The 24,752-nt window shown below is 64.3% G+C and carries 20 protein-coding genes; 8 read left to right on the plus strand and 12 right to left on the minus strand.

The window, feature by feature from the left end; translation table 11 throughout:
- Positions 1-9: 9 nt before the first annotated feature.
- From XH79_RS22225 to XH79_RS22240, 4 genes are all read right to left on the minus strand, one after another.
- Complete coding sequence (locus XH79_RS22225) at positions 10-1,320, minus strand: MFS transporter (RefSeq protein WP_271582923.1); 1,311 nt, start codon at positions 1,318-1,320, stop codon at positions 10-12.
- A gap of 194 nt (positions 1,321-1,514) precedes the next feature.
- Entirely contained in the window at positions 1,515-2,957 is a 1,443-nt protein-coding gene (locus XH79_RS22230) for a sigma-54 interaction domain-containing protein (protein ID WP_271582924.1), read from the minus strand.
- 225 nt (positions 2,958-3,182) lie between these two features.
- Positions 3,183-4,919 (minus strand): putative bifunctional diguanylate cyclase/phosphodiesterase, encoded by a 1,737-nt coding sequence (locus XH79_RS22235; protein ID WP_271582925.1) that lies wholly within the window; start codon positions 4,917-4,919, stop codon positions 3,183-3,185.
- A 207-nt stretch (positions 4,920-5,126) separates the two neighbouring features.
- A complete protein-coding gene (locus XH79_RS22240; RefSeq protein ID WP_271582926.1) occupies positions 5,127-6,092 on the minus strand; it encodes a sensor histidine kinase in 966 nt (321 codons plus the stop codon).
- Between the two features lie 179 nt (positions 6,093-6,271).
- On the opposite strand from XH79_RS22240, the gene XH79_RS22245 reads away from it, so the two are divergent.
- Positions 6,272-7,111, plus strand: a complete 840-nt coding sequence (locus XH79_RS22245) for an SDR family NAD(P)-dependent oxidoreductase (protein WP_271582927.1) — start codon at positions 6,272-6,274, stop codon at positions 7,109-7,111.
- Between the two features lie 141 nt (positions 7,112-7,252).
- On the opposite strand, the gene XH79_RS22250 is transcribed toward XH79_RS22245, so the two are convergent.
- From XH79_RS22250 to sthA, 3 genes are all read right to left on the minus strand, one after another.
- Positions 7,253-8,629 carry a cytochrome P450 gene (locus XH79_RS22250; RefSeq protein WP_271582928.1) on the minus strand — a complete coding sequence of 459 codons (1,377 nt, stop codon included), beginning with the start codon at positions 8,627-8,629 and terminating at the stop codon, positions 7,253-7,255.
- Between the two features lie 88 nt (positions 8,630-8,717).
- Positions 8,718-9,956, minus strand: coding sequence for an LLM class flavin-dependent oxidoreductase (locus XH79_RS22255; protein WP_271582929.1), 1,239 nt, complete (start codon positions 9,954-9,956; stop codon positions 8,718-8,720).
- A gap of 407 nt (positions 9,957-10,363) precedes the next feature.
- Positions 10,364-11,755 (minus strand): Si-specific NAD(P)(+) transhydrogenase, encoded by a 1,392-nt coding sequence (gene sthA, locus XH79_RS22260; RefSeq protein ID WP_271582930.1) that lies wholly within the window; start codon positions 11,753-11,755, stop codon positions 10,364-10,366.
- A gap of 160 nt (positions 11,756-11,915) precedes the next feature.
- Here sthA and XH79_RS22265 point away from each other — a divergent pair, with 160 nt between their 5' ends.
- Both XH79_RS22265 and XH79_RS22270 read left to right on the plus strand, forming a co-directional pair.
- The gene (locus tag XH79_RS22265) at positions 11,916-13,328 is read left to right on the plus strand and encodes an MFS transporter (RefSeq protein WP_271582931.1); all 1,413 of its coding nucleotides are present in this window, start codon (positions 11,916-11,918) and stop codon (positions 13,326-13,328) included.
- A 141-nt stretch (positions 13,329-13,469) separates the two neighbouring features.
- Positions 13,470-14,630 (plus strand): extracellular catalytic domain type 1 short-chain-length polyhydroxyalkanoate depolymerase, encoded by a 1,161-nt coding sequence (locus tag XH79_RS22270; protein WP_271582932.1) that lies wholly within the window; start codon positions 13,470-13,472, stop codon positions 14,628-14,630.
- A gap of 183 nt (positions 14,631-14,813) precedes the next feature.
- Here XH79_RS22270 and XH79_RS22275 read toward each other — a convergent pair whose 3' ends face one another.
- Complete coding sequence (locus XH79_RS22275) at positions 14,814-15,116, minus strand: hypothetical protein (protein WP_212340388.1); 303 nt, start codon at positions 15,114-15,116, stop codon at positions 14,814-14,816.
- Positions 15,117-15,255: 139 nt separating this feature from the next.
- On the opposite strand from XH79_RS22275, the gene XH79_RS22280 reads away from it, so the two are divergent.
- Positions 15,256-15,630, plus strand: coding sequence for a winged helix-turn-helix transcriptional regulator (locus tag XH79_RS22280; RefSeq protein ID WP_212340389.1), 375 nt, complete (start codon positions 15,256-15,258; stop codon positions 15,628-15,630).
- A gap of 61 nt (positions 15,631-15,691) precedes the next feature.
- Here XH79_RS22280 and XH79_RS22285 read toward each other — a convergent pair whose 3' ends face one another.
- On the minus strand, positions 15,692-16,372 hold the full coding sequence (locus XH79_RS22285; protein ID WP_271582933.1) for an MBL fold metallo-hydrolase: 681 nt from the start codon (positions 16,370-16,372) through the stop codon (positions 15,692-15,694).
- A gap of 187 nt (positions 16,373-16,559) precedes the next feature.
- Here XH79_RS22285 and XH79_RS22290 point away from each other — a divergent pair, with 187 nt between their 5' ends.
- A complete protein-coding gene (locus XH79_RS22290; protein ID WP_271582934.1) occupies positions 16,560-18,155 on the plus strand; it encodes an alpha-amylase family glycosyl hydrolase in 1,596 nt (531 codons plus the stop codon).
- Positions 18,156-18,370: 215 nt separating this feature from the next.
- Here XH79_RS22290 and XH79_RS22295 read toward each other — a convergent pair whose 3' ends face one another.
- Entirely contained in the window at positions 18,371-20,071 is a 1,701-nt protein-coding gene (locus tag XH79_RS22295; RefSeq protein WP_271582935.1) for an alpha-amylase family protein, read from the minus strand.
- A 239-nt stretch (positions 20,072-20,310) separates the two neighbouring features.
- On the opposite strand from XH79_RS22295, the gene XH79_RS22300 reads away from it, so the two are divergent.
- Complete coding sequence (locus tag XH79_RS22300; RefSeq protein ID WP_271582936.1) at positions 20,311-20,799, plus strand: MmcB family DNA repair protein; 489 nt, start codon at positions 20,311-20,313, stop codon at positions 20,797-20,799.
- Between the two features lie 133 nt (positions 20,800-20,932).
- Here XH79_RS22300 and XH79_RS22305 read toward each other — a convergent pair whose 3' ends face one another.
- Positions 20,933-21,487 (minus strand): ActR/PrrA/RegA family redox response regulator transcription factor, encoded by a 555-nt coding sequence (locus tag XH79_RS22305; RefSeq protein WP_027563303.1) that lies wholly within the window; start codon positions 21,485-21,487, stop codon positions 20,933-20,935.
- Between the two features lie 103 nt (positions 21,488-21,590).
- Positions 21,591-22,913 carry an ActS/PrrB/RegB family redox-sensitive histidine kinase gene (locus tag XH79_RS22310; protein WP_271582937.1) on the minus strand — a complete coding sequence of 441 codons (1,323 nt, stop codon included), beginning with the start codon at positions 22,911-22,913 and terminating at the stop codon, positions 21,591-21,593.
- A gap of 107 nt (positions 22,914-23,020) precedes the next feature.
- Here XH79_RS22310 and XH79_RS22315 point away from each other — a divergent pair, with 107 nt between their 5' ends.
- Both XH79_RS22315 and XH79_RS22320 read left to right on the plus strand, forming a co-directional pair.
- Positions 23,021-23,824 carry an ABC transporter ATP-binding protein gene (locus XH79_RS22315; protein ID WP_212340398.1) on the plus strand — a complete coding sequence of 268 codons (804 nt, stop codon included), beginning with the start codon at positions 23,021-23,023 and terminating at the stop codon, positions 23,822-23,824.
- Positions 23,821-24,639: an ABC transporter permease gene (locus XH79_RS22320; protein ID WP_212340400.1), complete on the plus strand. Its 819-nt coding sequence runs from the start codon at positions 23,821-23,823 to the stop codon at positions 24,637-24,639. The genes XH79_RS22315 and XH79_RS22320 overlap by 4 nt, the downstream gene beginning before the upstream one ends.
- The last annotated feature ends 113 nt before the right edge of the window (positions 24,640-24,752 follow it).

Consider the following 24,752-nt stretch of genomic DNA (forward strand, 5'->3'; position numbering starts at 1 on the left):
TCAGCCCGTTCAGGGCTGGGCGACCTTGCGCGTTTCGGTGGCGAAATAGACCGAGACGACGGTGATCAGCGCCAGCGCTATCATGTAGAGGGAGATCGGCCAGGTCGCCGGCGCGTAGGCCGTCATCAATCCCGTCGCGATCAGCGGCGACAGCGCGCCGGCGAAGATCGAGGCGAGGTTGTAGCCGAGCGAGACGCCGCTATAGCGCACCTTGGTGCCGAACAGCTCCGACAGGAAGCTCGCCTGCGGGCCGTACATCGCGGCGTGGCCGACGGCGAGACCGAGCACGATCGCGATCCAGGCGTATTGCGGGTTCTTGGTCGAAAGCAGCATGAACAGCGGGAACGACATCAGCGCCGAGAACACCGCGCCGAAGATGTAGATCGGCCGCCGCCCGAGGCGGTCGGAGAGCGCGCCGAAGGCGGGGATGGTGAAGGTCTCGATCGCCGCGCCGATCAGCACGCCGTTGAGCATGTCCTGCTTGTTCATGCCGAGCGATTGCGTGGCATAGGCGAGCACGAAGGTCGCGTAGATGTAGAAGAAGCCGTTTTCGGCAAAGCGCGCGCCCATCGCGAGCAGGATGTTCTTCGGGTACATCCTGATCGCCTCGAGGATCGGCATCTTCACTTCCTGCTTGGTGTCCTTGACCTTCTGGAACTCCGGCGATTCCGCGATGGTGAAGCGGATCCACAGGCCGACCAGCACCAGCGCGATCGAGAACAGGAACGGGATGCGCCAGCCCCAGGCATAGAGCTGCGCATCGGTCAGCATTGCTGACACCACCGAGAACACCAGCGTGCCGAGCACGAGGCCGAGCGGCGCGCCAAGCTGCGGCCAGCTGCCGTAAAACCCTTTCTTGTCCGCCGGCGCATGCTCGACCGCCATCAGCACCGCGCCGCCCCATTCGCCGCCAAGGCCAAAACCCTGGATCAGGCGGCATGTCACCAGCAGGATCGCGGCCCAGATGCCGGCGGTCTCGTAGGTCGGCAGGAAGCCGATCGCCGCGGTCGCCGCGCCCATGATCAGCAGCGTCAGATAGAGCATGGTCTTGCGGCCGATCTTGTCGCCGTAATGCCCGAACACGATGCCACCGAGCGGGCGCGCGATGAAGCCGAGCGCGTAGGTCGCGAACGCCAGTAGCGTGCCCATCATCGGGTCGAAGGTCGGAAAGAACAGCTTGTTGAAGATCAGCGCCGCGGCGGTGCCGTAGAGGAAGAAGTCGTACCACTCGATCGCCGTGCCGATCAGGCTCGCGGTGGCGACCGTGACGTGCGAGGGCTGTCTGGTCTGAAGCTGATGGACCGAGATCGCTTCACTCATCTTGCGTCCTCCCTGGTTGCGAATGCGCATGTGCAGCACGCGTCATTGTGCAAAGCGAAGAGCAAGCTCCGCGCCAGATGCCACAGGTTTGCGCAAATTGGCTGAAAACCCAGCAGATTCAGCAAAGGCCTCGGGAAAGAGCGGCCAGGTCGCGTGTCAGGATTCCGAGACTCTGGACGGCTGAGTCTCGAAACTCAGACGGAGGCTGGCCCCGTGGCGAGGCCGAACTTGGCGAGCTTCTTGTAGAAGGTCGCGCGCGAGATCTGCAGCATCTTGGCGGCTTCCGAGATCTGGCCGTTGCTGGCGGCGAGCGCCTGTTCGAGCGTGTGCTTCTCGAACTCGGCCTCGGCCTCCGCATAGGGCACCACCGTTCCCGCCGGCCGCTCGGGCGGTGCGAGCCTGACCTCGGCGCCAACAGGGAGAATGCGGACGAAATCGTCGCCGGTCAGCCGCCCGGAATCGCTGAGGATCAGCGCGCGCTCGAGGATGTTGCGGAGCTCGCGGACGTTGCCCGGCCAATCATAGCGGGCGAGTGCGGCCAGCGCGCTCGGCGTGATCTTGGCCTTGACGTAGTCGCCGGACGCGCTGATGTCGTCGAGCAGCCGGGCGCAGATGTCGGGGAGATCGTCGAGGCATTGACGCAGCGGCGGCAGGTCGACCGAGAGCACGTTGAGGCGATAGTAGAGATCGGGCCGGAATGCGCCGTCGCTGACGCGCTTGCGCAAATCGACATTGGTCGCGGCGATGACGCGGACGTCGACCTTGCTGATCTTGTCCGAGCCGAGCGGCTCGATCTCGCGCTCCTGCAGCACGCGCAGGAGCTTCGCCTGCAGCTGCAGCGGCATCTCGCCGATCTCGTCGAGGAACAGCGTGCCGCCGTCGGCGATCCGGAATTTCCCCTCGCGCCCTTTGCGGTCGGCGCCGGTATAGGCCCCGGGCGCGGTGCCGAAGAATTCGGATTCGATCAGCGTCTCGGGGATCGCGGCGACATTGACGCTGACGAACGGCTTGTCGGCGCGGGAGGAGGCGTTGTGGATCGCCTGCGCCAGCATCTCCTTGCCCGTGCCGGTTTCGCCGGTGAGCAGCACCGTGACGCTCTGCCGCGCGGCGCGGCCTGCGAGCTCCTTGGCCTGCGCGATTCCCGGCGTCGTGCCGACGAAATCGGCGAAGGTGAAGCGCGCGGCACGGGCGTTGGACAATTGCCGTCGCGCCAGCCGCAGATCGCTCTCGAGCTGGGCGACGCGGGCGAGCAGCGGCTTGAGGCTCTCCAGATGGTCGTAGAGCACGAAGCCGATCGCGCCGATGACCTTCCGGTTCTCGTCCTCGATCGGCATCCGCGTCACCACGAGCTGCTCGCCGCCGAGCTCCATGATGTCGAGCAGGATCGGCTCGCCGGTCTCGGCCACCTTCCGCATCAGGCTGTTCGGGATGATTTCCTCGATCGGCCGGCCGATCGCGTCCGCCGTATGCTCGAGGCCGAGCGAGGCCAGATATTTCTCGTTGACGTAGACGACGCGCCCGCCGCGATCGATCGCAATCGCGCCCTCGCAGAGGTTCTCCAGCCGCTCGAACAGCGTCACCATCGCGCGCGCACGGAGATAGGCGGGGTCGCTGACGGCAGAAGTGGGAACGGACATGACGTGCCTCGCGGGAAGCCCGCCTGTGTATTAGCAAAAGGACAGTAATTTCAAAGGGGGAATTGGGCGTTGGGGCGCAGGCCACACCCTCCATTGTCATGCCCCGGCTTGACCGGGGCATCCAGTACGCCGCGGCCTATCGATTCAACAACGACTGTCTCTGGAATACTGGGTCGCCCGGTCAAGCCGGGCGACGACACCGAGATTGGAGCGGCGCTTGCCACCCTACCTCCGATACCCGCTCGCCCGCGAATAGCCCTGGCGGTTCTGCTGCATCGGGCGGCTGGCGATACCGGGACGCGACTCGCTGGAGACCGGCGTTGCGAGCTTCAGCTCCTCCAGGAAGATCGGCCGCGAGAAGTAATAGCCCTGCGCGTAGCGGATCTTGGTCGCGGCCTGGAGATAGGCGAGCTCCTCGTAGGATTCGAGGCCCTCGGCGATCACGGTGATGCCGAGCGCCTCGCTCAGGGATTCGATCGCGCGCAAGATGCCCTGGCTGCGCGGACGCTTGTGGATGTCAGTGATGAAGGAGCGGTCGATCTTGATCTCGTCCGCGGTGATGTCGGCGAGTGCCGAGAGCGAGGAATAACCGGTGCCGAAATCGTCGATCGAGATGCCGACGCCGAGCTTGCGGAACATCGGCAGGATCTCGGCCTGGAAATGATTCTTGGCGACGAAGGCGTCCTCGGTCACCTCGATCATGAAGCGCTGCGGAAAGCCGGTCTCCTCCAGCGCCCGCGCAAAGCTGCGCATGAACTCGGGATTGCCGGCCTGCTTGGCGGCGACGTTGATGCTGATGGTCGCTTCCGCGCCGAAGGTGTCGTTGATCAGGTCGATCGACTTGACGATCTCGGCCAGCACGAGATGGGTCAGCTCGTCGATCAGCCCGAGCTCGCCGGCGAGGTTGATGAACGAGCCCGGCGCCTGGATCACGCCTTCGTCGTCGCGCAGGCGCACCAGGGCCTCGATGCCCTTCACGGCCTGCGTGCGGATGTCGACCTTGGACTGGAAGGCGCAGCAGAAGCGCTTTTCCAGGATGGCGAGCCGCAGCGACTGCTCGATCTTGCTCCGCGCCAGCGCCTCGCGCTCCATGCTGGCGTCGAAGAACGCGGCCAGTCCCTTGCCGTTGTTCTTGATGCGGTACATCGCGATGTCGGCGTTCTGCCGCAGCGTCTCGAAGCTGCGCCCGTGGTCGGGGTAGAGGCTGATGCCGACCGAGGTCGAGGCGAAGACTTCCGAATGGTCGATGAAGAACGGCGCGGTCAGCCGCTCCAGCGTCGATTGCATGAACTCGGCGACTTCCTCCTGGCTCTGGATCGGAGAGAGCAGCAGCAGGAATTCGTCGCCCGAGATGCGCGACAGCATGTCGGAATCGCGCAGGTCGCGCCCGAGCCGCTTCGACAGCTCGACCAGCAGTGCATCGCCCACGGCGTGGCCGTAATAGTCGTTGATGTGCTTGAAATTGTCGACGTCGAGAAAGGCGAGCGCGAAACGCTCACTGCTGCGATCGCGCGCGAGCAGGCTGTTGGCGCGATGCTCGATCACGCGGCGCGAGGGCAGGCCGGTCAGCTCGTCGAAATAGGCCGAGCGGAACAGCTGGTCCTCGAAATTCTTCTGCTCGGTGATGTCGGAGGAGGCCGAGATCAGGAGCTCGCGTCCGGCGAGGCGAACGGGACGATGGGTCGTGAGCAGCACCTGGCGCGCGGCGCCGTCGTGAAGCGCTTCCTCGGTGACGACGGCCCGGCCGGCGCTCAGCGCCCTCCGGCAGGCTTCGCGGCGCGGCGCCAGATCCGGAGAGGGCCGGCTGCCGTCCATGCCGAGCTGGGCCGCGGCAGCATCGTTAACCAGCAGAAGCTCGCCATGGGCGTCCTGCACGGTCAGGCCGGCCGGCAGCATTCTAACGATTTCCTTGAGAAACCCGAGTTCGGCTTCATTCGCGCCGGAATATTTGTTGTCGTTCATAGAAGTCATGAATCTTGTTGTTCAGCGCGCCTTTGCAATGCACGCTATCATGCGCAGCTCCCTCTTAAGTTTGGTTAAGGGGTACGGAGAAATACGGGGGTGTTTTGCGGCGATGCGACGCGCGCAGAAAATCGTCATTAACAGAGCGTCAACGACGCATGCGAAACTGCGAGCGGAGTGCGCGGATCGCTTTCGCTTGGATCGAGGCTAGCCGTTCTTGGGGATGCGGCATTGCATGATGCAATGCAGCCCGGATTTGAGATAGGAGAGCTCGGTCCTGCCGTCGAAAGCCGAAAGCGCCGATTTCAGCAGCTTGGTGCCGAAGCCGGGCTCGGACACCTTGTCCACGCTCGGCCCTTCGGTTTCGTCCCAGGTGACGGTCAGGCGGTCGTCGCTGACGGTCCATGACACCTGCAGCAGGCCGCGGGGCGCGGAGAATGCACCATACTTTCCTGCATTGGTGGCGAGTTCGTGAAACATCAATGACAGCGTGACTGCGAGCTTCGGTGGCAGGAACAGCCGGTCGCCGTTGAGGGTGAAGCGGACATGGCCGTAGGGCCCGAGTTCGGCGATCAGCAGGTCGCGGATGTCGCAGCCCCCTTTGTCGATCCTTGAGATCAGATCGTCGGTCGTGGCCAGCGAGCGCAGCCGCGGATCGATCCGGGCCCAGACCTGCGGCTGGTCGTGCAGCACCTGGTGAATCACGGCGTGCACGGTCGAGAGCTTGTTCTTCAGCCGGTGCTGGAGCTCGTCGACCAGCAGCTTGCGGTAGTCTTCTTCCTCGATCAGGCGTTTGGAGATCCGGCGCTGCTCGATCAGGAGCGTGCGATAATGCTCGACGCCCCAGATGGTGAGTGCGCAGACCACCCAGTACAGCGCCAGCAGGGCAAAGCGGGCGTTGTCGGCAATGGCATCGCTGAAATTCAGGACCACGCCAAGCACGCCGCCGATGATCGCCGTCACGATGCCGAGCCGAAAACCTCCGAAGGCGGCGGCAAAGAACACGGCCGGAAAGTAAGGCGTGAAGTAGACGTCGGGGCGGACATGGGCGAGGCCCCAGCGCGCCAGCGTCGCAACCAGCAGGCAGGCGATCGCAAAGGCGATGCTGAGGCCGAGCGACGGCGGTGCCACGCCCTGCCAGCCTTTGCGGAACTCCTCGATCAGCTTCTGCATGCGCAGCCCGGTTGCGACGTGCGTTCGCCCTGAATGTTACGCATGTCGGGCGCGCAAGCAAAGCTTGCCTTGTCGGAAGCCGGCAGGAATAGTGACCGTCGCGGCGCCGGCTGTCGCGGTGCCGTCGTCGATCGGTGTTCGCCATTCGGCGTCAAGGGGTTCGAAAGCAGGGACATTCCATGGGCAGGCTGGACGGCAAGGTGGCGGTGATCACGGGCGCGACGAGCGGGATCGGATTGCGGACTGCGGAAGTCTTCGTTGCCGAAGGTGCCAAAATTGTGATCGCCGGGCGGCGCATACCGGAAGGCGAGGCGCTGGCGCGGCAGCTCGGGGCCAACTGCGTCTTCCTCCAGACCGACGTGACGGTCGAAGCGCAGATGCAGGCGCTGATCGCGCTCGCGGTGGAGAAGTTCGGCCGCATCGATTGCCTGTTCAACAATGCCGGCGGCCCGGCGCAGACCGGTGGCATCGAGGGTCTCGAGGTCGACCGCTTCGACGCGGCGATGGCGACGCTGGTGCGCAGCGTCGTGCTCGGCATGAAGCACGCCGCGCCCCATATGAAGAAGCAGGGATCTGGCAGCATCATCAACAATGGCAGCATCGCAGGCCGTCTTGCCGGCTTCTCCTCGTCGATCGTCTATGGCGCGGCCAAGGCTGCGGTGATCCATCTCACCAAATGCGTGGCGATGGAGCTCGGCGAGTCCAATGTGCGCGTCAACTCGATCTCACCAGGCGCGATCGCGACCGGTATCTTCGGCAAGGCGCTGGGGCTCTCGACCGACGCCGCGGAGAAGACGCCGGCGGTGATGCGCGAGGTCTACAAGACCGCGCAGCCGATCCCGCGCGCAGGTCTCCCTGATGATATCGCCCAGGCCGCGGTGTTCCTGGCCAGCGACGAATCCAGCTTCATCAACGGCCACGACCTCGTCATCGACGGCGCCATGACCGGCGGCCGTAACTGGAGCCAGCAGCAGCAGGGCTTGTCGGCCTTGCGCAAGGCGTTCGATCAGGGGGCGTAGCCGCTCCGGCGACGGTGCCGTAGGGTGGGTTAGACAGCGGCTGCGCGAAGCGCAGGCGCCGGCGTAACCCACCACTTCTGTTACCGCGGAGACTAAAGAGGTGGGTTACGCCTTCGGCTAACCCACCCTACGAAGGGTCGCCTAAACCGCCTTCACCGTCACCCGCAGCCCGTCCCGCGGCTTCGGGATCGGCCACATCTGCCAGTCCGGCTTGTAGCCCGGCGCCAGCGACACCTCGATGTTCTGCAGGAAGTGTCGCGCGAAACATTTGGCCTGCATATAGGCGAAGTGCAGGCCGAGGCACATATGCGCGCCGCCGCCGAACGGCACGAAGGCGAAGCGGTGGCGGCCACGCTGGGCTTCCTCGGTGAAACGCAAGGGATCGAAGCGGCCCGGCTCGGGCCAGATGTCCTTCATGTGATGCGTGTACAGCGGGTTGACGCCGATCCGGGTCCCAGCAGGAACGGAGTATCCCATAAAGGTGAAATCACGCATGGCATAACGCGGTAACGAGGGCACCGGTGGCCTGATCCTTAGCGACTCCTTGAATGCCATTTCCGACAGAGGCATTTTTTCGAGATCGTCGAAGCTGCTGGGGGCATCAGGAGCAAGTCCGAGCGCCAGAACCTCCGCGCGCAGCTTGCCCTGCCAGTCCGGGTTGGCGGCGAGCTCGCCGATGAAGGAGGTCAGCGACGAGGTCAGCGTGTCGTGCGCGGCCATCATCAGGAAACTCATGTGGTCGATGATGTCCTGCTCCGACAGCAGCGCGCCATCCTCGTGGGTCGCGTGGCAGAGCTGTGAGAATAGATCCTCTCCGCCGCTTCTGGCGCGACGACGCGGAATCTGCTCGCGAAAATAGGCGACGATGCGCTCGCGGCCAGCCACGCCGCGCGCCATCTGCGTGCCCGGCAACGGGCGGCGGATCGGAGCGATGGAGGCCGCGACCATGTCGGCAAAGGCGCGGTTGATCCCCTCGACCTCGGGACCGATATCGGCGCCAAGAAACGATGTCGCTGCGAGGTCGAGCGTTAACTGCTTCATCGCCGGATAGAGCTGAATCGAGCCAGGCTTCGCCTTCCACTGCGCGATCCGCGCTGCGATGCCCTTGTCGAGCTTGTCGAGATAAGACTTCATCGGTCCAGACTTGAACGCGACAGACAGCGCCTTGCGATGCAGGCGGTGCTCGTCGAAATCGAGCAGCATCAGGCCACGCGGGAATAGCAATTCGAGCACATGGTTCCAGCCATGGGTCGACGAGAATAGTTTTTGCTGGTCGAACAGGACGAGCTCGTTGGCCTCGGGCCCGAGCAGCACGACGTTGGTCTGGCCGAAGGAATGGGTCCGAAAGACGAGCCCGTGTTTCGTGGCGTACGCCTCGATGAAACCCTTGGGATCGGCCAGTAGTTGAAACGTCTTGCCGATGATCGGCAAACCCTCGTCGCCGGGAATGTGCGTCAGCTCATTACGCCTGGGCGGCGCGAAGGGGACCTTGGAAGAGGACCCGCCCTGCATCGACATGCTGATAGCTCCGCTTTACTCGCAGCATAGCACAGTCCGGACCGAACGATGTGCCGCTATGCCCCTGCGCATTCGCAGCCGTACCGGTCTATCCCATTCGTTTAGCCGCCGCATTCAGATCCGGCGCGTTGACGGCGGGAATGGCGACGCGGCCGGGGCCGGTGACCTTCAGCGCCTCGGCAGCCTTCTCGTTCGCCATGATCTTGGCCATCACGGCCTGGCCTGCACGCTCGAAGATCGCGCGGTTCTCGATCACGAATTTTTGCGACTTGCGCAAGCCATCGATGTAGCCGTTGATCTCCGGCACGACGTAGCGCGCCACCATGTCCCAGCTCCGGCGCGTATTCTCCGGATTGGCCCAGTCGTGCACGAAGCCGATGATGGCGCCGACGCCGCCGGACACGTCCATCACGTTCTTGATGGTTTTGACGAGATCGTCGGGCGTGCCGATGGTGGACGCGGCGCCCTCGACGAAGGCGGTCTTGTCCACGGCCTCGTCCGGCGAGGAGAACGCGGTAAGGCCCGGCCGCTGCAGCGTGCCGACATTGTATTCGTTGTGCCAGCGCATCAGCCCGGCGCCGGCTTCCTTGCGCGCCTGCTCACGAGTCTCGGCGATATGGAAGGTCAGCAGCACGCGCCAGTCGGCGCGGCTCACCGTGGTGCCGTGCTTCTTGGCGGCATCCTCGGCGAACTGCCATTGCTGCTGCAGCGACATCAGGCCCTGCGTCGTCATCGAGCCCAGCGAGATGATGCCGATGCCGTATTTGCCGGCGAGCGTCATGCCGGACGGCGAGATCTGCGAAGCGACCACGAACGGCATCTCCTCCTGCAAGGGGAGGATCTGCAGCGCGGCGTCGTTCATGGTGAACCAGTCGCTCTTGGCGGTGACGCGCTCGCCGTTGAAGAGGCGGCGGATCACGGCGATCGCCTCGTCCTGGCGGTCGCGCTGCGTCATCGGGTCGATGCCGAGGGTGTGCGCGTCGGAGGCCAGCGCGCCGGGACCGGAGCCGAAGATGGCGCGGCCGCCGGTCATGTGGTCGAGCTGCACCATGCGCTGGGCGACGTTGAAGGGATGGTGATAGGGCAGCGAGATGACGCCGGTGCCGAGCTTGATCCGCTTGGTGCGCTCGCCGGCTGCGGCCAGAAACATCTCGGGCGAAGCGATCATCTCCCAGCCGGAGGAATGATGCTCGCCGCACCAGAACTCGTCATAGCCGAGCGCATCCAGCTGCTCGACGAGGTCGAGATCGCGCCGGAACTGGAGCATCGGATGCTCCCCGATCGGGTGATGCGGGGCAAGGAAGGCTCCGAACTTCAGGCGCGCCATGGCGTTCTCTCCGGCTGAATTTTTCTGCTTGTTGGTGGCGTGAGGCTACGTGCCGGAGACGACGAACGCAATCGCGCGATGTCCCGCGCGGCGGAATGCAGGCATGCGTGGTGCTTCTCCCTCTCCCCGCTTGCGGGGAGAGGGTAGGGGTGAGGGGGAGTCTCCGCGGGGACGGAGATTGTTGGGTTTTCGAGATGGCTCCCACCCCGTCATTGCAAGCGCAGCGAAGCAATCCAGAATCCCTCCGTGGAAAGACTCTGGATTGCTTCGCTGCGCTCGCAATGACGTGTTGAGAGGGCGTCGTTCCAATGGACAGACGACTCGCGGAGACTCCCCCTCACCCGGAATTCAAACTGCGTTTGAATTCCGGCCTCTCCCCGCGCGCGGGGAGAGGCGAAAACCTACCACTACCGCGTCATCCTGTTCCACGCATCCAGGCCGGCGATCTTGTAGGCCTCGGCCAGCGTCGGATAGTTGAACGTGTTCTGGATGAAATAATCGATCGTGCCTTTGAGGTTGAGCACGGCCTGGCCGATATGGATCAGCTCGGTGGCGCCTTCGCCGAGGATGTGCACGCCGAGCAGGCGGCGCGTCTTGGTCGAGAAGATCATCTTCATCATGCCGCTGTTCAGCCCCATGATGTGGCCGCGTGAGGTCTCGCGGAAGCGGGCGATGCCGACCTCGTAGGGAATGCCGCGCGTACGGACCTCTTCCTCGGTGAGGCCGGCGGTCGAGATCTCCGGCACCGAATAGATGCCGTAGGGAAAGAACTCCGGCGGCGCCAAGGGCTCCATGCCGAGCGCATGACAGGCGGCGACGCGGCCCTGCTCCATCGAGGTCGAGGCAAGGCTCGGAAAGCCGATCACGTCGCCGGCGGCGTAAATGTGCGGCACGCTGGTCTGCAAGGTCACCGGATCGACCGTGATGCGGCCGCGGTGGTCGACGGCGATGCCGGCGGCCTCCAGGTTGAGTCGGTCGGTGGCGCCGACGCGTCCCGCCGCGAACAGCAGCATTTCCGTGGTGACGTGACGCCCGTCCGACAGATGCGTGACGATGTGGCCCTGTGGCGTCTTCTCGATCGACGTCACCTTGGAGCCGAGCCGCAGCGCGACATTGCGGTCGCGCAGCTCGTGCATGAACTCGTCGATCAATTCCTTGTCGATGAAGTCGAGGAAGGTCGGCCGCGGCTCGATCAGGGTGACGGGCACGTCGAGCGCGCTGAAGATGGTGGCATATTCGACCCCGATCACGCCGGCGCCGATCACGGCGAGGCTCCGTGGCAGTTTTGGCAGCTCGATGATCTCGTCGCTGTCGAGCACGCTGGTGCCGTCGAACGGCACATAGTCAGGCCGGAACGGGCGCGTGCCGCAGGCGATCAGGATGAAGGCGGCCGACACCGTCTTGGTCTCGCCGATGGCGCTGGTGATCTCGACCTCGTGCGGCGAGACGAAGCGTGCCTCGCCATTGGCGGTGCGCACCAGATTGCGGCTGAACTGATGCTCAAGCACCTCGACCTCGTGGTCGAGCGTCTTCTGCAGCCGGGTCATCAGATCGCTGGCCGCGATGTCCTGCTTCACCCGGTAGGAGCGGCCGTAGAAGCCGCGCTCGCGCCAGCCGGACAGGTTCAGCACGGTCTCGCGCAGCGTCTTCGAGGGAATGGTGCCGGTGTGGACGGAGACGCCGCCGACCCGCCGGCCCTTCTCCACGACCAGCACGCCCTTGCCGAGCTTGGCACATTGCACCGCGGCCCGGCGCCCCGATGGGCCCGAGCCGATCACCACCATGTCGTAGTCGTACATCGGAAGGCTTCCGAACTCCTGCCAATTCAGCGGGAACCGACATGCAGCAATCGGGCCAAAGCGGCAAGGGGAAAGCACGCCCTACCTCGGAGGTAATCGCGCCGATGATCCCGATCTGCGAGCATCGCCCGCAAATAAATTCCGGAAAGCTCGCGCGCCAATGCATCAAACCGTCACAAAGCCGATCGATTCGACCCGCCGCTGGTGGGTACTCGCGATCGTCGTCGCCGCCCAGTTCATGTTCGGCGTCGACGCCTTCATCGTGAACGTCGCCATTCCCACCATCGCGGTGGACCTGCACGCGACGCCGGCCCAGATCGAATCCGTCATCGCGATCTATCTGATCGCCTATGCCACGCTGGTGGTCACCGGCGGCAGGCTCGGCGACATCCACGGCACCAAGACGATCTTCCTGGCCGGCGTGCTCGGCTTCACGGCGACCTCGCTGTGGTGCGGCCTCGCGCAATCCGGCGTCGAGCTGATCATCGCGCGGCTGGCGCAGGGCGCGACCGCGGCGCTGATGGTTCCGCAGGTGCTGGCGACGCTGCATCTTTTGTTCACCGATGAGACGCGCAACCGCGCCTTTGCCGTCTACGGCATCGTGCTCGGCCTTGCGGGCGCAGCAGGCTTCCTGCTCGGCGGCCTTCTCGTCACGCTCGATCTCGCCGGCACAGGCTGGCGGTCGGTGTTCTTCGTCAACGTGCCCTGCGGTCTCGTCATTGCCGCGGCCGCCTGGCGCGTCATGCCGTCGGTGCCGCGGCGGGCCGGGACCAGGCTCGACATCAAGGGCAGCATGGTCCTGTTCGCAGGGCTGTTGTGCCTGATCGGGCCGCTGCTGTTCGGCCATGATGTCGGCTGGGCGCCGTGGCTGTGGTCGGTGATGGCGATCGGGGGCGCGATCCTCGCGGCATTCCTGAAGCTAGAACACGCGGTTGCGCGCGCCGGCGGCATGCCGCTGATCGATCTCACACTGCTGACGGACGCCGCCTTCCTGCGTGGCCTTGGGGCGGCGTTCTTTTTCTTCTTCGCCAATCTCTCGTTCTATCTGGTCATGACGCTGTTCATGCAGCGTGGCCTGAAGATTCCGCCGCTCGCGGCCGGCATGGTTTGCATTCCACTTGCCATCGCTTTCGTCGTGGCCTCGCGTCACAGCGGCGCGAGGGCGCGGCATCGCGGCACCAAGGTGCTGATCGAAGGCTGCGCGTTGCAGATCGCAGGCCTCGGCGCGCTCGCGCTTCTTGTGCTCTATGTTGACACGCCGTCGCCGCTCGCACTCGCGCTCACCATGAGCATCTTTGGTTACGGCCAGGGGCTGGTGATGGCGCCGCTGTCCGGTGCCGTGCTCTCGACGGTCAAGCCTGTCGCCGCAGGCTCGGCCTCCGGCATGTACGGCACGACAGCACAGATCGGAAATGCGGCCGGAGTGGCCGCAATCGGCGCGGTATTCTTCGCGATCGAATCATTGCAATCAGCGCGCGCAGGATTTTTTGTCTCGCTCGTGCTGTTTGTGACGTTAATCATGATCTGCACCGCATTTCTGACGTGGATGCGCCGCGCATCTGCATCAAGTTGAGGCAGTGCGGTTAATACGTGCGGATTCCTGCGGGATTTCCGGTGATTTTCGCGAGATAGACAGCACACGGTCTTTTTATTTCGCAATGCAGCAACTATCTGGTTGGGCTGTACGTTGTACGTCGCCCACCAGGAAATTGCCGTGTCGTTAGCAAGAAATGTCGATTTGTTGAGACGTCTGCCAAAGCTGGACGGTCTGCGCTTCGCCGAGTTCGGCCGGAGCGCTGATTCATCCAGTCCGCTGGAAGAGGTCACGGGCTTCGGCGACAATCCCGGAGCCTTGCGCATGTTCGCGTTCGTGCCGGCGCAGTTGCAGAAGCCGCGCGCGCTGGTCGTCGTGCTGCATGGCTGCGGACAGACCGCGGCTGGCTACGATCTCGGCGCCGGCTGGTCGACGCTCGCGCGGCATTACGGCTTCGCGCTGTTGATGCCCGAGCAGCAGCGCGTCAACAACGGCAACACCTGCTTCAACTGGTTCAATCCGGAAGACACCGCGCGGGACAGCGGCGAAGCGCGCTCGATCCGCGAGATGATCGCGCACATGGTCGAGACGCATCGCATCGATCCCAGGCGCATCTTCATCACCGGCCTCTCCGCCGGCGGCGGCATGACGTCGGTGATGCTCGCGACCTATCCGGACGTCTTCGCGGCCGGCGCCGTCATCGCCGGCCTGCCCTACGGCATCGCCTCGAATTTGCGCGAGGCGCTGGACGGCATGTTTCATTCGCCGGCGCGTCCCGCGCGCGAGCTCGGCGATCTCGTGCGCAACGCCTCCGATCATCGTGGTCCCTGGCCGAAGATGTCGGTGTGGCACGGCAGCGCCGACCGCACCGTCAATCCCGGCAACGCCAACGAGATCGTCAAGCAGTGGCTCGATCTGCACGATCTGCCCGAAGTGCCGATGGCGGAGACCAATGTCGACGGCTATCCGCGCCAGGCCTGGTGGAACAAGGACGGCGAGACGCTGGTCGAGTCCTACGCCATCACCGACATGGCGCACGGCACGCCGCTGGGGCTCGCCGACAACGACCAGCGCTACGGCATGGAAGGCGCCTTCCTGATCGAGGCCGGCATCTCCTCGTCCTATCACATCGCAAAGTTCTTCGGCCTGACCGGCTGGATCGCGGAGGCGAAGAAGAAGGCGGAGGCGAAGCCGGCGCTGACGCCCGCGCCGCATCTCGCCCGCTCCATCCGGGCGAAGGTCGCCGAAGCGGCGGCCGAGCCGAAGCAGGAGGAATCCCGCGGCTTCGATCTCGGCCAGATCATCACCCGCGCACTGACCGCCGCGGGATTGATGAAGTAGCTCCGCTCCCAACTCGTCGTCCCGGCGAAGGCCGGGACCCATACCGCGGAATCTATCGATGGCGCGCGGTCGGAGTACCGAACGACTAATCTTCGCAAAACTCCATCTCCGGCGTATGGGTCCCGGCCTTCGCCGGGACGACGGCGGAGTTTGTGGTGACGCGGTCGCGTCGGCTCAGCGGAGCTACCCCGTCTGATCGATCACCTCGATCGGCGTTACCGTCACCTCGCCGCCGGCGACCTTTCGCGTCATCTCCTGATAGGCCCTGAAGAAGTCGCGCGACTGCAGTGCTTTCTGCGCGGCATCGTCGCTGGCGCTGGCGAGGTGGAAGTAGCTGCCGTCGTCGCGGGCCTTCAGGACGCGGTAGCCGATCCGTCCTTTCAGCTCCGGATCGCCGTCGATCGCCTTGATGAAGCGGCCGATCTCCCGGTGCCATTCCTCCGTCGTGCCGTTCCTGAACTGGTATCTGATCATGAACTGCTTCATGTGACGCTCCCTGTTCGTCATGTGCGTCATCATCTGCGCCTTGGGCGCGATCCTGCAAGTATGGACAAAATTGATAGTATGGACTTTTTCGCCGTCGCTCCTATCCTTGAGCCAGCTGGCTGCGCATGGAGGAGACGACATGGCGAAGGCAAGAGCGATCCCCGCGCGCACCTGTCCGGTCGCGGCGTTTCAGAAGATGATCAGCGGCAAGTACAAGTTGCGGATCGTCTGGGATCTCAAGGACGGCCCGCGCCGCTACGGCGAGATCAGGAGCGGCCTGCTGCGCGGCACGGAAGGCAGCGCCGAGATCACCCCGCGCGTGCTCAGCCGTGAATTGAAGGCGCTGACGGAGAGCGGCCTGATCGACCGCAAGGATTTCGGCGAGGTGCCGCCGAAGGTCGAGTATCGCCTCACCCGCAAGGGCAAGAGTTTTGTGCCCGTCGTCGCTGCGATCCGCGAATGGGGCGAGCGTAACCTCGGCGAAGCGGCGGCGCTCGCAGACGCCGCCGAATAGAGCATGATCCGGAAAAGTGTGAAGCGGTTTTCCGATTAGATCATGCTCAAACAAAGAGCGCCTACATCTCGCCGGTGATGAACGGATTGGTCATCCGCTCCTGGCCGATGCTCGAGCCGGCGCCATGGCCGCAGATGAAGCCGACATCGTCGCCGAGCGGCAACAGCTTGGTCAGAATCGAGTTGATCAGCGTCGCGTGACTGCCGCCGGGCAAATCGGTCCGTCCCACCGAGCCCGCGAACAGGACGTCGCCGACATGGGCAAAGCGCAGGTCCTTGTTGAAGAACACCACGCTGCCCGGCGAGTGGCCGGGGCAGTGCAGGATGTCGAACGTGAGGCCGCCGATCGACACGGTGTCGCCTTCCTCGAGCCAGCGGTCCGGCGCGAAATTGCGCACGCCGGTCATGCCGAAGCGCGCGCCGCTCTCGACCACATTGTCGAGCAGGAACTTGTCGGCCTGATGCGGCCCCTCGATCGGCACCTTCAGCGCGTCGCGCAAATCCGCCGCGCCGCCGACATGGTCGATATGGCCGTGGGTCAGCCAGATCTTCTCCACGGTGACGCCGGTCTGCTTGATCGCCTCCAGGATCTTCGGCACGTCGCCGCCGGGATCGATCACGACGGCCTTCTTGCTAGGCTCGTCCCAGATGATGGTGCAGTTCTGTTCGAACAGCGTCACGGGAACGATGATCGCGCCCGCCTTGGCCTGCGAGGATTCTTGGGTGTCATTTTGCTCGGTCATGGGCGCCACAATGCCGATTTTTGCCATGCCGCCAAGCAAAAGATTCGTGCCAAGGACGGGGAATGCGCCGGGGAACAGCTGCGCCCGCCGTCACACGGCCGTCCCAATTGGCTCGCCAATCTGAACCGGGGCGTCGCTGCCGCGTTCTCTCGCGCGAAGCACAGATTTCCGGGTGGATTTTCGAAAGATGGCTCAGGGCGAGAACTGGTGGCGCGACGGCGTCTTCTATCAGATCTATCCGCGCTCCTTTCAGGACAGCGACGGCGACGGCGTCGGCGACCTCTCCGGCATTCTGCGGCGGCTGCCTTATGTGAAATCGCTCGGCGTCGACGCGATCTGGCTGTCGCCGATCTTTCCCTCGCCGATGGCCGATTTCGGCTACGACATCTCGGACTATACCGGCATCGAGCCGCTGTTCGGCACGATGGCGGATTTCGACGCGCTGCTCGCCGCCGCGCACGACAACGGCCTCAAGCTGATCCTCGACCTCGTGCCGAACCACACCTCCGACCAGCATCCCTGGTTCGTCGAAAGCCGCGCCTCGCGCGACAATCCCAAGCGCGACTGGTACATCTGGCGCGATCCGAAGCCGGACGGCAGCGCGCCGAACAACTGGCTGTCCGAATTCGGCGGCAGCGCGTGGGCTTTCGACGAGGCGACGGGGCAGTATTACTACCACGCCTTCCTCGCCCAGCAGCCGGACCTCAACTGGCGCAATCCCGATGTCCGTGCCGCGATCTACGACGTGATGCGGTTCTGGTTGGAGAAGGGCGTCGACGGCTTTCGCGTCGATGTGATCTGGCACCTGATCAAGGACGCCGAATTCCGCGACAATCCGCCGAACCCGCATTACGTCGAGGGCCGGCCGCCGCACGAGACGATCCTGACGCAATATTCCACCGACCAGGACGAGGTGCACGACGTGATCGCCGAGATGCGGCGCGTCACGGATGCGTATCGCGCCCGCGTACTGATCGGCGAGATCTATCTGCCGCTGCATCGCCTGATGGCCTATTACGGCAACGATCTCACCGGCGCGCAGATGCCGTTCAACTTCGCGCTGCTCTCGACCTTCTGGAGCGCGCGCTCGATCGAGACGATCATCGAGGATTACGAGAGGGCGCTGCCGAAAGGCGCCTGGCCGAACTGGGTGCTCGGCAATCACGATCGCCCGCGCGTGGCAAGCCGCGTCGGCCCCGAGCAGGCCCGCGTCGCCGCCATGCTGCTCTTGACCTTGCGCGGCACACCGACGCTCTATTATGGCGACGAGATCGGCATGCACCAGCTCGCGATCGCGCCGGAGGACGTGCGCGATCCCTTCGAGAAGAACGTGCCCGGCATCGGGGTGGGGCGCGACGGCTGCCGCACGCCGATGCAGTGGGATTCTTCGCAGACCAGCGGCTTCTCCGGTGTAAGGCCATGGCTGCCGCTGCCGGAGGACCATATCCACAACAACGTCGCCAATCTCGAAGCCGATCCGCGCTCGATCCTCAGCCTCTACAAGCGTCTGATCGCGTTGCGAAGCGAATGCCTGCCGTTGGTCGCCGGCGACTATCACCCGATCGCGGCGCAAGGCGATCTCCTGATCTATCGCCGCGCAGCCGGAGGCAAGTCGGTGATAGCAGTGCTCAATCTCGGCCCCGACCCGATCGCGGTGACCACCAGCGCGATCCGCTTCGGCAGCGAGATCTTGCTGTCGACGTTCCTCGATCGTGAGGGCGAGAAGCTCGAAGGGGTGCTGGATCTGCGCGGGAATGAAGGGGTGATCGTGCAGGTGCCTTAGCTGTCGTCCCGGCCTAGCGCGCAATTGCGCGCTACGCCGGGACGACAGGGAGAATTTATCGACAGCGTCATTCTCCAAAGTCGTCCTGGGCAAGCGAAGCGCAGATCCAGGACCCATTACCACAGCGCGTAGTTTGACGAAGGCTGGTGGTCATCAGCTCGCGCGCCAACGACCTCCAGGGGTAATGGGTCCTGGCTTTCGCCAAAACGACGTGATCACCCCGGATGCTTCTTCCCCCGCACCGTAGTCGCGTCGATATCGCTCCGCTTCAACAGATAATCCAGTCCGCCGACGCGGTACCAGCGATAGCCATAGGGCTCCAGCACGACGCGGTGCTGGCCGCGCTTGTCGGCGTGGCTGTGGTCTTCCGCGAGCAGGTTGATGAGGTGCGCGCCGGTCTCGCCAGGCAGTCCCGCCGAGAACGCGATCTCGCGCGGCTTCTCGTCGAGATTGTGCACGAACAGCACGGAATTGTTGCGCCAGTCGTAGCGCATGATGAACACGGCGGGATCGCGCACAGGGATCACCGTGAAATCGCCCCAGCCGACCTCCGGCACTTCCTTCCGCATGCGGACGATACGCTCGGTCCAGTTCAGCATGGAGTTGGGATCGCGCCGCTGTTTTGCGACATTGACGTGCGGAAAGCCGTAAGGACCCGCGTCGATGACGGGGCAGGCCGGCTTGTCGCTCTTGGTGAAGCCGCCATGCGGCTCGGTCGACCATTGCATCGGTGTGCGCGCGCAATTGCGCTCGGGCTGCGACAGATCATCGCCCATCGCGATCTCGTCGCCATAGCGGATCACGGGCGTTCCCGGCAGCGTGCACATCAGGCTGTAGGCGAGCTCGAGCCGCCGGCGGTCGCCGCCCAGCATCGGCGCAAGACGGCGGCGGATGCCGCGGTCGTAGAGCTGCATGTCCTTGTCGGGGCCGAAGCATTTGAACACGACCTCGCGCTGCGCTTCGGTCAGCCTGCCGAGATCGAGCTCGTCGTGATTGCGCAGGAACAGGCCCCATTGCGCCGTCGCCGGCCGCGGCTTTGTTGCCTTCAGCGCCTTGGCGAGCGGACGGCAATCCGCGGATGCCAGCGCATAGAACAGATGCTGGTTGACGTGGAAGTTGAACATCATGTGCATGCGATCGCCGTCGCGCCCGAAATATTCCATGTCCGTCTTCGGCAGCACGTTGGCTTCGGCGAGAATGATCGCGTCGCCCTGCCGCCATTGCAGGAATTCGCGGAACGCGCGCAGCATGTCGTATTGCTCCACCGGCTTCTTCACCTTCGCGCCTTTGGTGGCGATGATGAAGGGAACGGCGTCCATGCGGAAGCCGGAGACGCCGAGCTGGATCCAGAAGCCCATGATCTTGAGGATCTCGGCCTGCACATGCGGGTTCGAAGTGTTGAGATCGGGCTGGAAATCGTAGAAGCGATGGAAGTAATACGCGCCGGCTTCCTTGTCGCGCGTCCAGGTCGATTTCTGCGCGCCGGGAAACACCATGCCCCTGTTGGCGCCGGCCGGCTTCTTGTCGGACCAGACATACCAGTCGCGATAGGGCGAGCTCTTGTCGCGCCGCGCCTCCTTGAACCAGTGATGCTGGTCGGAGGTGTGGTTGACGACGAGGTCGATGATGACGCGAATGCCGCGCTGCTTGCAGCCTTGCGCGAACTCGACGAAATCGCCGAGCGTGCCGTAGCGGGAATCGACGCTGTAATAATCGGCGATGTCGTAGCCGTCGTCGCGGCCGGGCGAGGTCTGGAACGGCATCAGCCAGATCGTGGTGATGCCGAGCCCGTGCAGATAATCGAGCCGGCGCAAAAGGCCCTTGAAGTCGCCGACCCCGTCGCCGTCGGCGTCCATATAGGAGCCGACGGAGAGACAGTAGATCACGCCGTTCTTGTACCAGAGATCGTCGATCATGCGCGCGCGGCCCGTGGTTCCGCCGAGGTGTGGCGGCTGCGTGATAAGTGATTTGAGCGAGGAGGGTTCCGCTTTTCCCGTCGTCCTGGACAAGCGAAGCGCAGATCCAGGACCCATTACCACAGGGCGTAGTTTGGCGAAGACTGGTGGCTATCAGCTCGCGCGACAACAATCTCTTGGGGTAATGGGTTCTGGCTTTCGCCAGGACGACGACGGAGGAATCGGCTATCCTCACCGCCATGGACAACACCGCCCGCATCGCCCTCGCGCCGCCGCCCGATCGCCGCCAGTCAGAGACCGCGCTCGCCATCGCGCGCGGCACGGCGCGGCTGCTCCGTTCGCTCGGCTTCTCCTGCATCAGCGAATTGCCGCTGCCCTCGGGCCGGCGCGCCGATCTGGTGGCGCTGAACGAGCGCGGCGAGATCTGGATCGTCGAGATCAAGTCGTCGGTCGAGGATCTGCGTGCCGACCAGAAATGGCACGAATACCGCGTCCATTGCGACCGCCTGTTCTTCGCCTTCACGCAGGATCTGCCCTGCGAGATCTTTCCCGGTGACACCGGCCTGATCATCGCGGATGCCTATGGCGCGCACATGCATTGCGAGGCGCCCGAGCACAAGCTCGCCGCCGCCACGCGCAAGCAGATGACGGTGCGTTTTGCGATGGCGGCGGCCTTGCGGATCAACCGCCTGGTCGATCCGCAGGGACACGCGGATTTTTGGGAATGAGTTCGTAGTTCGTAGGGTGGGTTAGCCCTGCAGATGCGCGAAGCGCATCTGCTCGGCGTAACCCACCTCTTTCGTTTCCGCCGGGACAAACGGTGGTGGATTACGCCTTCGGCTAATCCACCCTACGACACCGTCACCTCGGCGCGCGCTTGGCCAAAATCCGCTGCAGCGTGCGGCGGTGCATGTTGAGGCGGCGCGCGGTTTCCGAGACGTTGCGGTTGCACATCTCGTAGATGCGCTGGATGTGCTCCCAGCGCACGCGGTCGGCCGACATCGGGTTGGTCGGCAGCTCGGACTTTTCCGCGCTGGTCGAGAGCAGTGCGGCGACGACGTCGTCGGCGTCCGCGGGCTTCGACAGGTAATCGATCGCGCCCATCTTCACCGCGGTCACGGCGGTGGCGATGTTGCCATAGCCGGTCAGCACGATCGCGCGTGCATCCGGGCGCTTCTTCTTCAGCGCCGAGACCACGTCGAGGCCGTTGCCGTCACCGAGTCGCAAGTCGACAACCGCGAATGCGGGAGCCGCCTTGCCGATTTGCGCGAGGCCGTCCGAGACGGTATCGCACGACGTCACCGCGAAGCCGCGGGTCTCCATCGCGCGCGACAAGCGCTCCAGAAACGGCTTGTCGTCCTCCACGATGAGAAGCGAGCGGTCGGCCTGTTCATTCAGTTCGGCGATGGCGTTCAAGGTGTTGTCCTCTCTCCAGCGCGTTTACATATGGCCTCGCAATCGGGCGGTGCCAAGGCCGCCAATAGTCGATCGGCCCTTTTGTGCGACGCAAGGTCGCGGTCTATCCTATTGTTTCTTCGAGCGTCTCGATAGCCTCAAAACGCTGCCTGGGCCATGTGATGTGGACCACCGCGCCGTGTTCCGGAAAGGTCCGGTTGGTAAACGAGACCTTGGCGCCGGTGCGTTCGAGCAGGGTCCGCGCGATGAACACGCCGAGGCCCAGGCCGCGCCGTTCGCCGCCGCCGTCATCGTGGGTGCGCCGTCGCGACAGATATGGCTCGCCGATCCGGTTGAGGATGTCAGGCGGAATGCCCGGGCCGTCGTCGGAGATCAACAGCTCGATCGTGTCCTTGTTCCACCAGGCGTTCACCTCGACGGTGGTATGGGCGAAATCGACGGCATTCTCGACGATGTTGCCGACGCCGTAGAGGATCGCCGGGTTGCGCGAGCCGACCGGCTCGACGGCCGCGGTCACCGCGATCCGCACCTTGATCTCGACGCCGAAATCGCGGTGCGGGGCCACCACCTCCTCGATCAGCTCCGACAGCTTCATGCGGTCGAACGGCGCGCCGGTGGAGGAGAGCTGGGTGATCTTGCTGAGGATGTCGCGGCAGCGCTGGGTCTGCTCGCGCAGCGTCTTCAGGTCGGCGGCAAAGATCGGATCCTTCACCGTCTTTTCCAGCTCGCGCGAGATCAAAAAAATCGTCGCGAGCGGCGTGCCGAGCTCGTGCGCGGCCGCGGCGGCGAGGCCGTCGAGCTGGGTCAGGTGCTGCTCGCGCGTCAGCACCAGCTCGGTCGCGGCCAGCGCGTCCGCGAGCTTGCGCGCCTCCTCGGTCACCTGGAACGAATAGAGGCTGGTGACGCCGATGGCGAGCACGATCGAGAGCCAGACGCCGACGAGATAGATCGGCGGCAGCACCAGCGGATCGTCGGAATCCCAGGGCAGCGGCAGGTGGAAGAAGAACAGCACCGAGGCGCAGGCGACGGCGAGCAGGCCGAGGCCGAAGGTGAAGCGGGCCGGCAGCGCCGTCGCCGAGATCAGCACCGGCGCGAGAAACAGGAATGAGAACGGGTTCTGCAGTCCGCCGGTGAAGAACAGCAGCCCCGCCAGCTCCACGATGTTCAGCGCCAGCAGGCCGGCGGCCTGCATCGGCTCCAGCCGCTGCATCGGATTGGCAGCGGTCTGAAGGCCCAGATTGAGCGCGGCCGACAGCGCGATGATGCTGACGCAGGGGACAATCTCGACATTGAACTCCAGCCCCTGCGCCACGATGAAGATCGCGGCGAGCTGGCCCAGCACCGCGAGCCAGCGCAGCCGCAGGATGGTGTCGAGGCGGATATGCCGCTGCGCGTGGCGGAAGTCGGAAGCGGCAATTTCGGTCATATCGGCCAATGTGGCGGTGCTTTCTGGATCACAAACGCTGGGCTCGCGGAACCACCCCGATTACAAGCCTTGCGCTATCAGCTGCAATAGCAGAAGAACGGCCCAGCATGACCGAGAATGACAAGGCTTCAAGTCGGCCGACTGTCGCGGCGCACGCCTCCTCCGCGGCGATTGCGGTCGATCACCTCGTCAAGCTCTACAAGCAGACCCGCGCCGTCGACGATATCTCCTTTTCGCTGCCGCGCGGCAGCATCACCGGCCTCCTGGGCGGCAACGGCGCCGGCAAGACCACGACCATCGCGATGATCATGGGCCTGGTGCTGCCGACCTCCGGCCGCGTGCAGGTGCTCGGGCATCGCATGCCCGAGGAGAGCGCTGCCGTGCTGGGGCGGATGAATTTCGAGAGTCCCTATGTCGACATGCCGATGCGGCTCACGGTGCGGCAGAACCTCACCATCTTCGGCAAGCTCTATGCGGTCAGGAATCTGTCCGACCGCATTGCGGAGCTCGCCGACGATCTCGACCTCACCGATTTCATCGACCGCGCCAACGGAAAGCTCTCCGCCGGACAGAAGACCCGCGTCGCGCTGGCGAAAGCGCTGATCAATCAGCCCGAGCTGCTCTTGCTGGACGAGCCGACGGCCTCGCTCGACCCCGATACTGCCGATTGGGTGCGGGGCCATCTGGAGCGCTACCGCCGCGACAACAACGCCACCATCCTGCTGGCCTCGCACAACATGCTCGAGGTCGAGCGGCTCTGCGACCGCATCATCATCATGAAGCGCGGCCGCATCGAGGACGACGACACGCCCGAGGCGATCATGGCCCGCTACAACCGCACCACGCTGGAGGAGGTGTTTCTGGACGTCGCCCGCGGCCGGATGAACGGTGCGAAGGAGGCGGTGCGATGACCGAGCTCTCCCTCCATCGCGGCATCTCCGCGCACCGCATCGGCGCGATGATCCTGCGCTATTGGTACCTGCTGCTGTCGTCCTGGCCGCGGCTGCTCGAGCTCTTGTACTGGCCGGCGCTGCAGGTCATCACCTGGGGCTTCATCCAGTATTACATTGCGGAAAACGCCAGCTTCTTCGCGCGGGCCGGCGGCACGCTGATCGGCGCCGTCATCCTTTGGGACATCCTGTTCCGCGGCCAGCTCGGCTTCTCCATCTCGTTCCTGGAAGAGATGTGGGCGCGCAATCTCGGCAACCTCATGATGAGCCCCTTGAAGCCCATCGAGTTTCTGCTGTCGCTGACGGTCATGAGCCTGATCCGGCTCGCGATCGGCATCGTCCCGATGACGCTGCTGGCGCTGTTCCTGTTTCACTTCAACGTTTATGCGCTCGGCCTGCCGCTGATCGCCTTCTTCTGCAACCTGATCTTCACCAGCTGGTCGGTCGGCATCTTCGTCTCGGGGCTGGTGCTGCGGCACGGTCTGGGCGCCGAGAGCATCGTCTGGACCTTGATGTTCGCGATCATGCCGCTCGCCTGCATCTACTATCCCGTCAGCGTGCTGCCGGTCTGGCTGCAATATGTCGCCTGGGCGCTGCCGCCGACCTATGTGTTCGAGGGGATGCGGGCGCTGCTGATCGAGAACACCTTCAGGATCGATCTGATGCTGGAGGCGTTGGTCATCAATGCTGTACTTCTGGTTGCTTCTTTTTGGGCATTCCTTGCCCTTTTGCGCAGCGCCAAAAAGCACGGCTCGCTGCTGTCGGGTGGCGAATAACGTCACTTTCTCGTGGATTCAGGACGATTTAACCGTCTCAGCCACGTAGATGTACGGAGCCGTGCATTGACGCAATATTACGCATTCGGCAGTATGCTGCGATGCGAAGAGGA

The sequence above is a fragment of the Bradyrhizobium sp. CCBAU 45389 genome (assembly GCF_028128625.1).
GTDB classification, from domain to species: Bacteria; Pseudomonadota; Alphaproteobacteria; order Rhizobiales; family Xanthobacteraceae; genus Bradyrhizobium; species Bradyrhizobium liaoningense_B.

Bases quoted from the DNA above. Each gene is read 5' to 3' on its own strand.
- sthA (WP_271582930.1), bottom strand. From the start codon at position 11,755: ATGTACGACTACGACATGGTGGTGATCGGCTCGGGCCCATCGGGGCGC.
- XH79_RS22320 (WP_212340400.1), top strand. From the start codon at position 23,821: ATGACCGAGCTCTCCCTCCATCGCGGCATCTCCGCGCACCGCATCGGC.
- XH79_RS22280 (WP_212340389.1), top strand. From the start codon at position 15,256: ATGGCGAAGGCAAGAGCGATCCCCGCGCGCACCTGTCCGGTCGCGGCG.
- XH79_RS22315 (WP_212340398.1), top strand. From the start codon at position 23,021: ATGACCGAGAATGACAAGGCTTCAAGTCGGCCGACTGTCGCGGCGCAC.
- XH79_RS22300 (WP_271582936.1), top strand. From the start codon at position 20,311: ATGGACAACACCGCCCGCATCGCCCTCGCGCCGCCGCCCGATCGCCGC.
- XH79_RS22240 (WP_271582926.1), bottom strand. From the start codon at position 6,092: ATGCAGAAGCTGATCGAGGAGTTCCGCAAAGGCTGGCAGGGCGTGGCA.
- XH79_RS22310 (WP_271582937.1), bottom strand. From the start codon at position 22,913: ATGACCGAAATTGCCGCTTCCGACTTCCGCCACGCGCAGCGGCATATC.
- XH79_RS22265 (WP_271582931.1), top strand. From the start codon at position 11,916: ATGCATCAAACCGTCACAAAGCCGATCGATTCGACCCGCCGCTGGTGG.
- XH79_RS22290 (WP_271582934.1), top strand. From the start codon at position 16,560: ATGGCTCAGGGCGAGAACTGGTGGCGCGACGGCGTCTTCTATCAGATC.
- XH79_RS22245 (WP_271582927.1), top strand. From the start codon at position 6,272: ATGGGCAGGCTGGACGGCAAGGTGGCGGTGATCACGGGCGCGACGAGC.
- XH79_RS22230 (WP_271582924.1), bottom strand. From the start codon at position 2,957: ATGTCCGTTCCCACTTCTGCCGTCAGCGACCCCGCCTATCTCCGTGCG.
- XH79_RS22250 (WP_271582928.1), bottom strand. From the start codon at position 8,629: ATGTCGATGCAGGGCGGGTCCTCTTCCAAGGTCCCCTTCGCGCCGCCC.
- XH79_RS22275 (WP_212340388.1), bottom strand. From the start codon at position 15,116: ATGAAGCAGTTCATGATCAGATACCAGTTCAGGAACGGCACGACGGAG.
- XH79_RS22295 (WP_271582935.1), bottom strand. From the start codon at position 20,071: ATGATCGACGATCTCTGGTACAAGAACGGCGTGATCTACTGTCTCTCC.
- XH79_RS22255 (WP_271582929.1), bottom strand. From the start codon at position 9,956: ATGGCGCGCCTGAAGTTCGGAGCCTTCCTTGCCCCGCATCACCCGATC.
- XH79_RS22285 (WP_271582933.1), bottom strand. From the start codon at position 16,372: ATGACCGAGCAAAATGACACCCAAGAATCCTCGCAGGCCAAGGCGGGC.
- XH79_RS22225 (WP_271582923.1), bottom strand. From the start codon at position 1,320: ATGAGTGAAGCGATCTCGGTCCATCAGCTTCAGACCAGACAGCCCTCG.
- XH79_RS22235 (WP_271582925.1), bottom strand. From the start codon at position 4,919: ATGAACGACAACAAATATTCCGGCGCGAATGAAGCCGAACTCGGGTTT.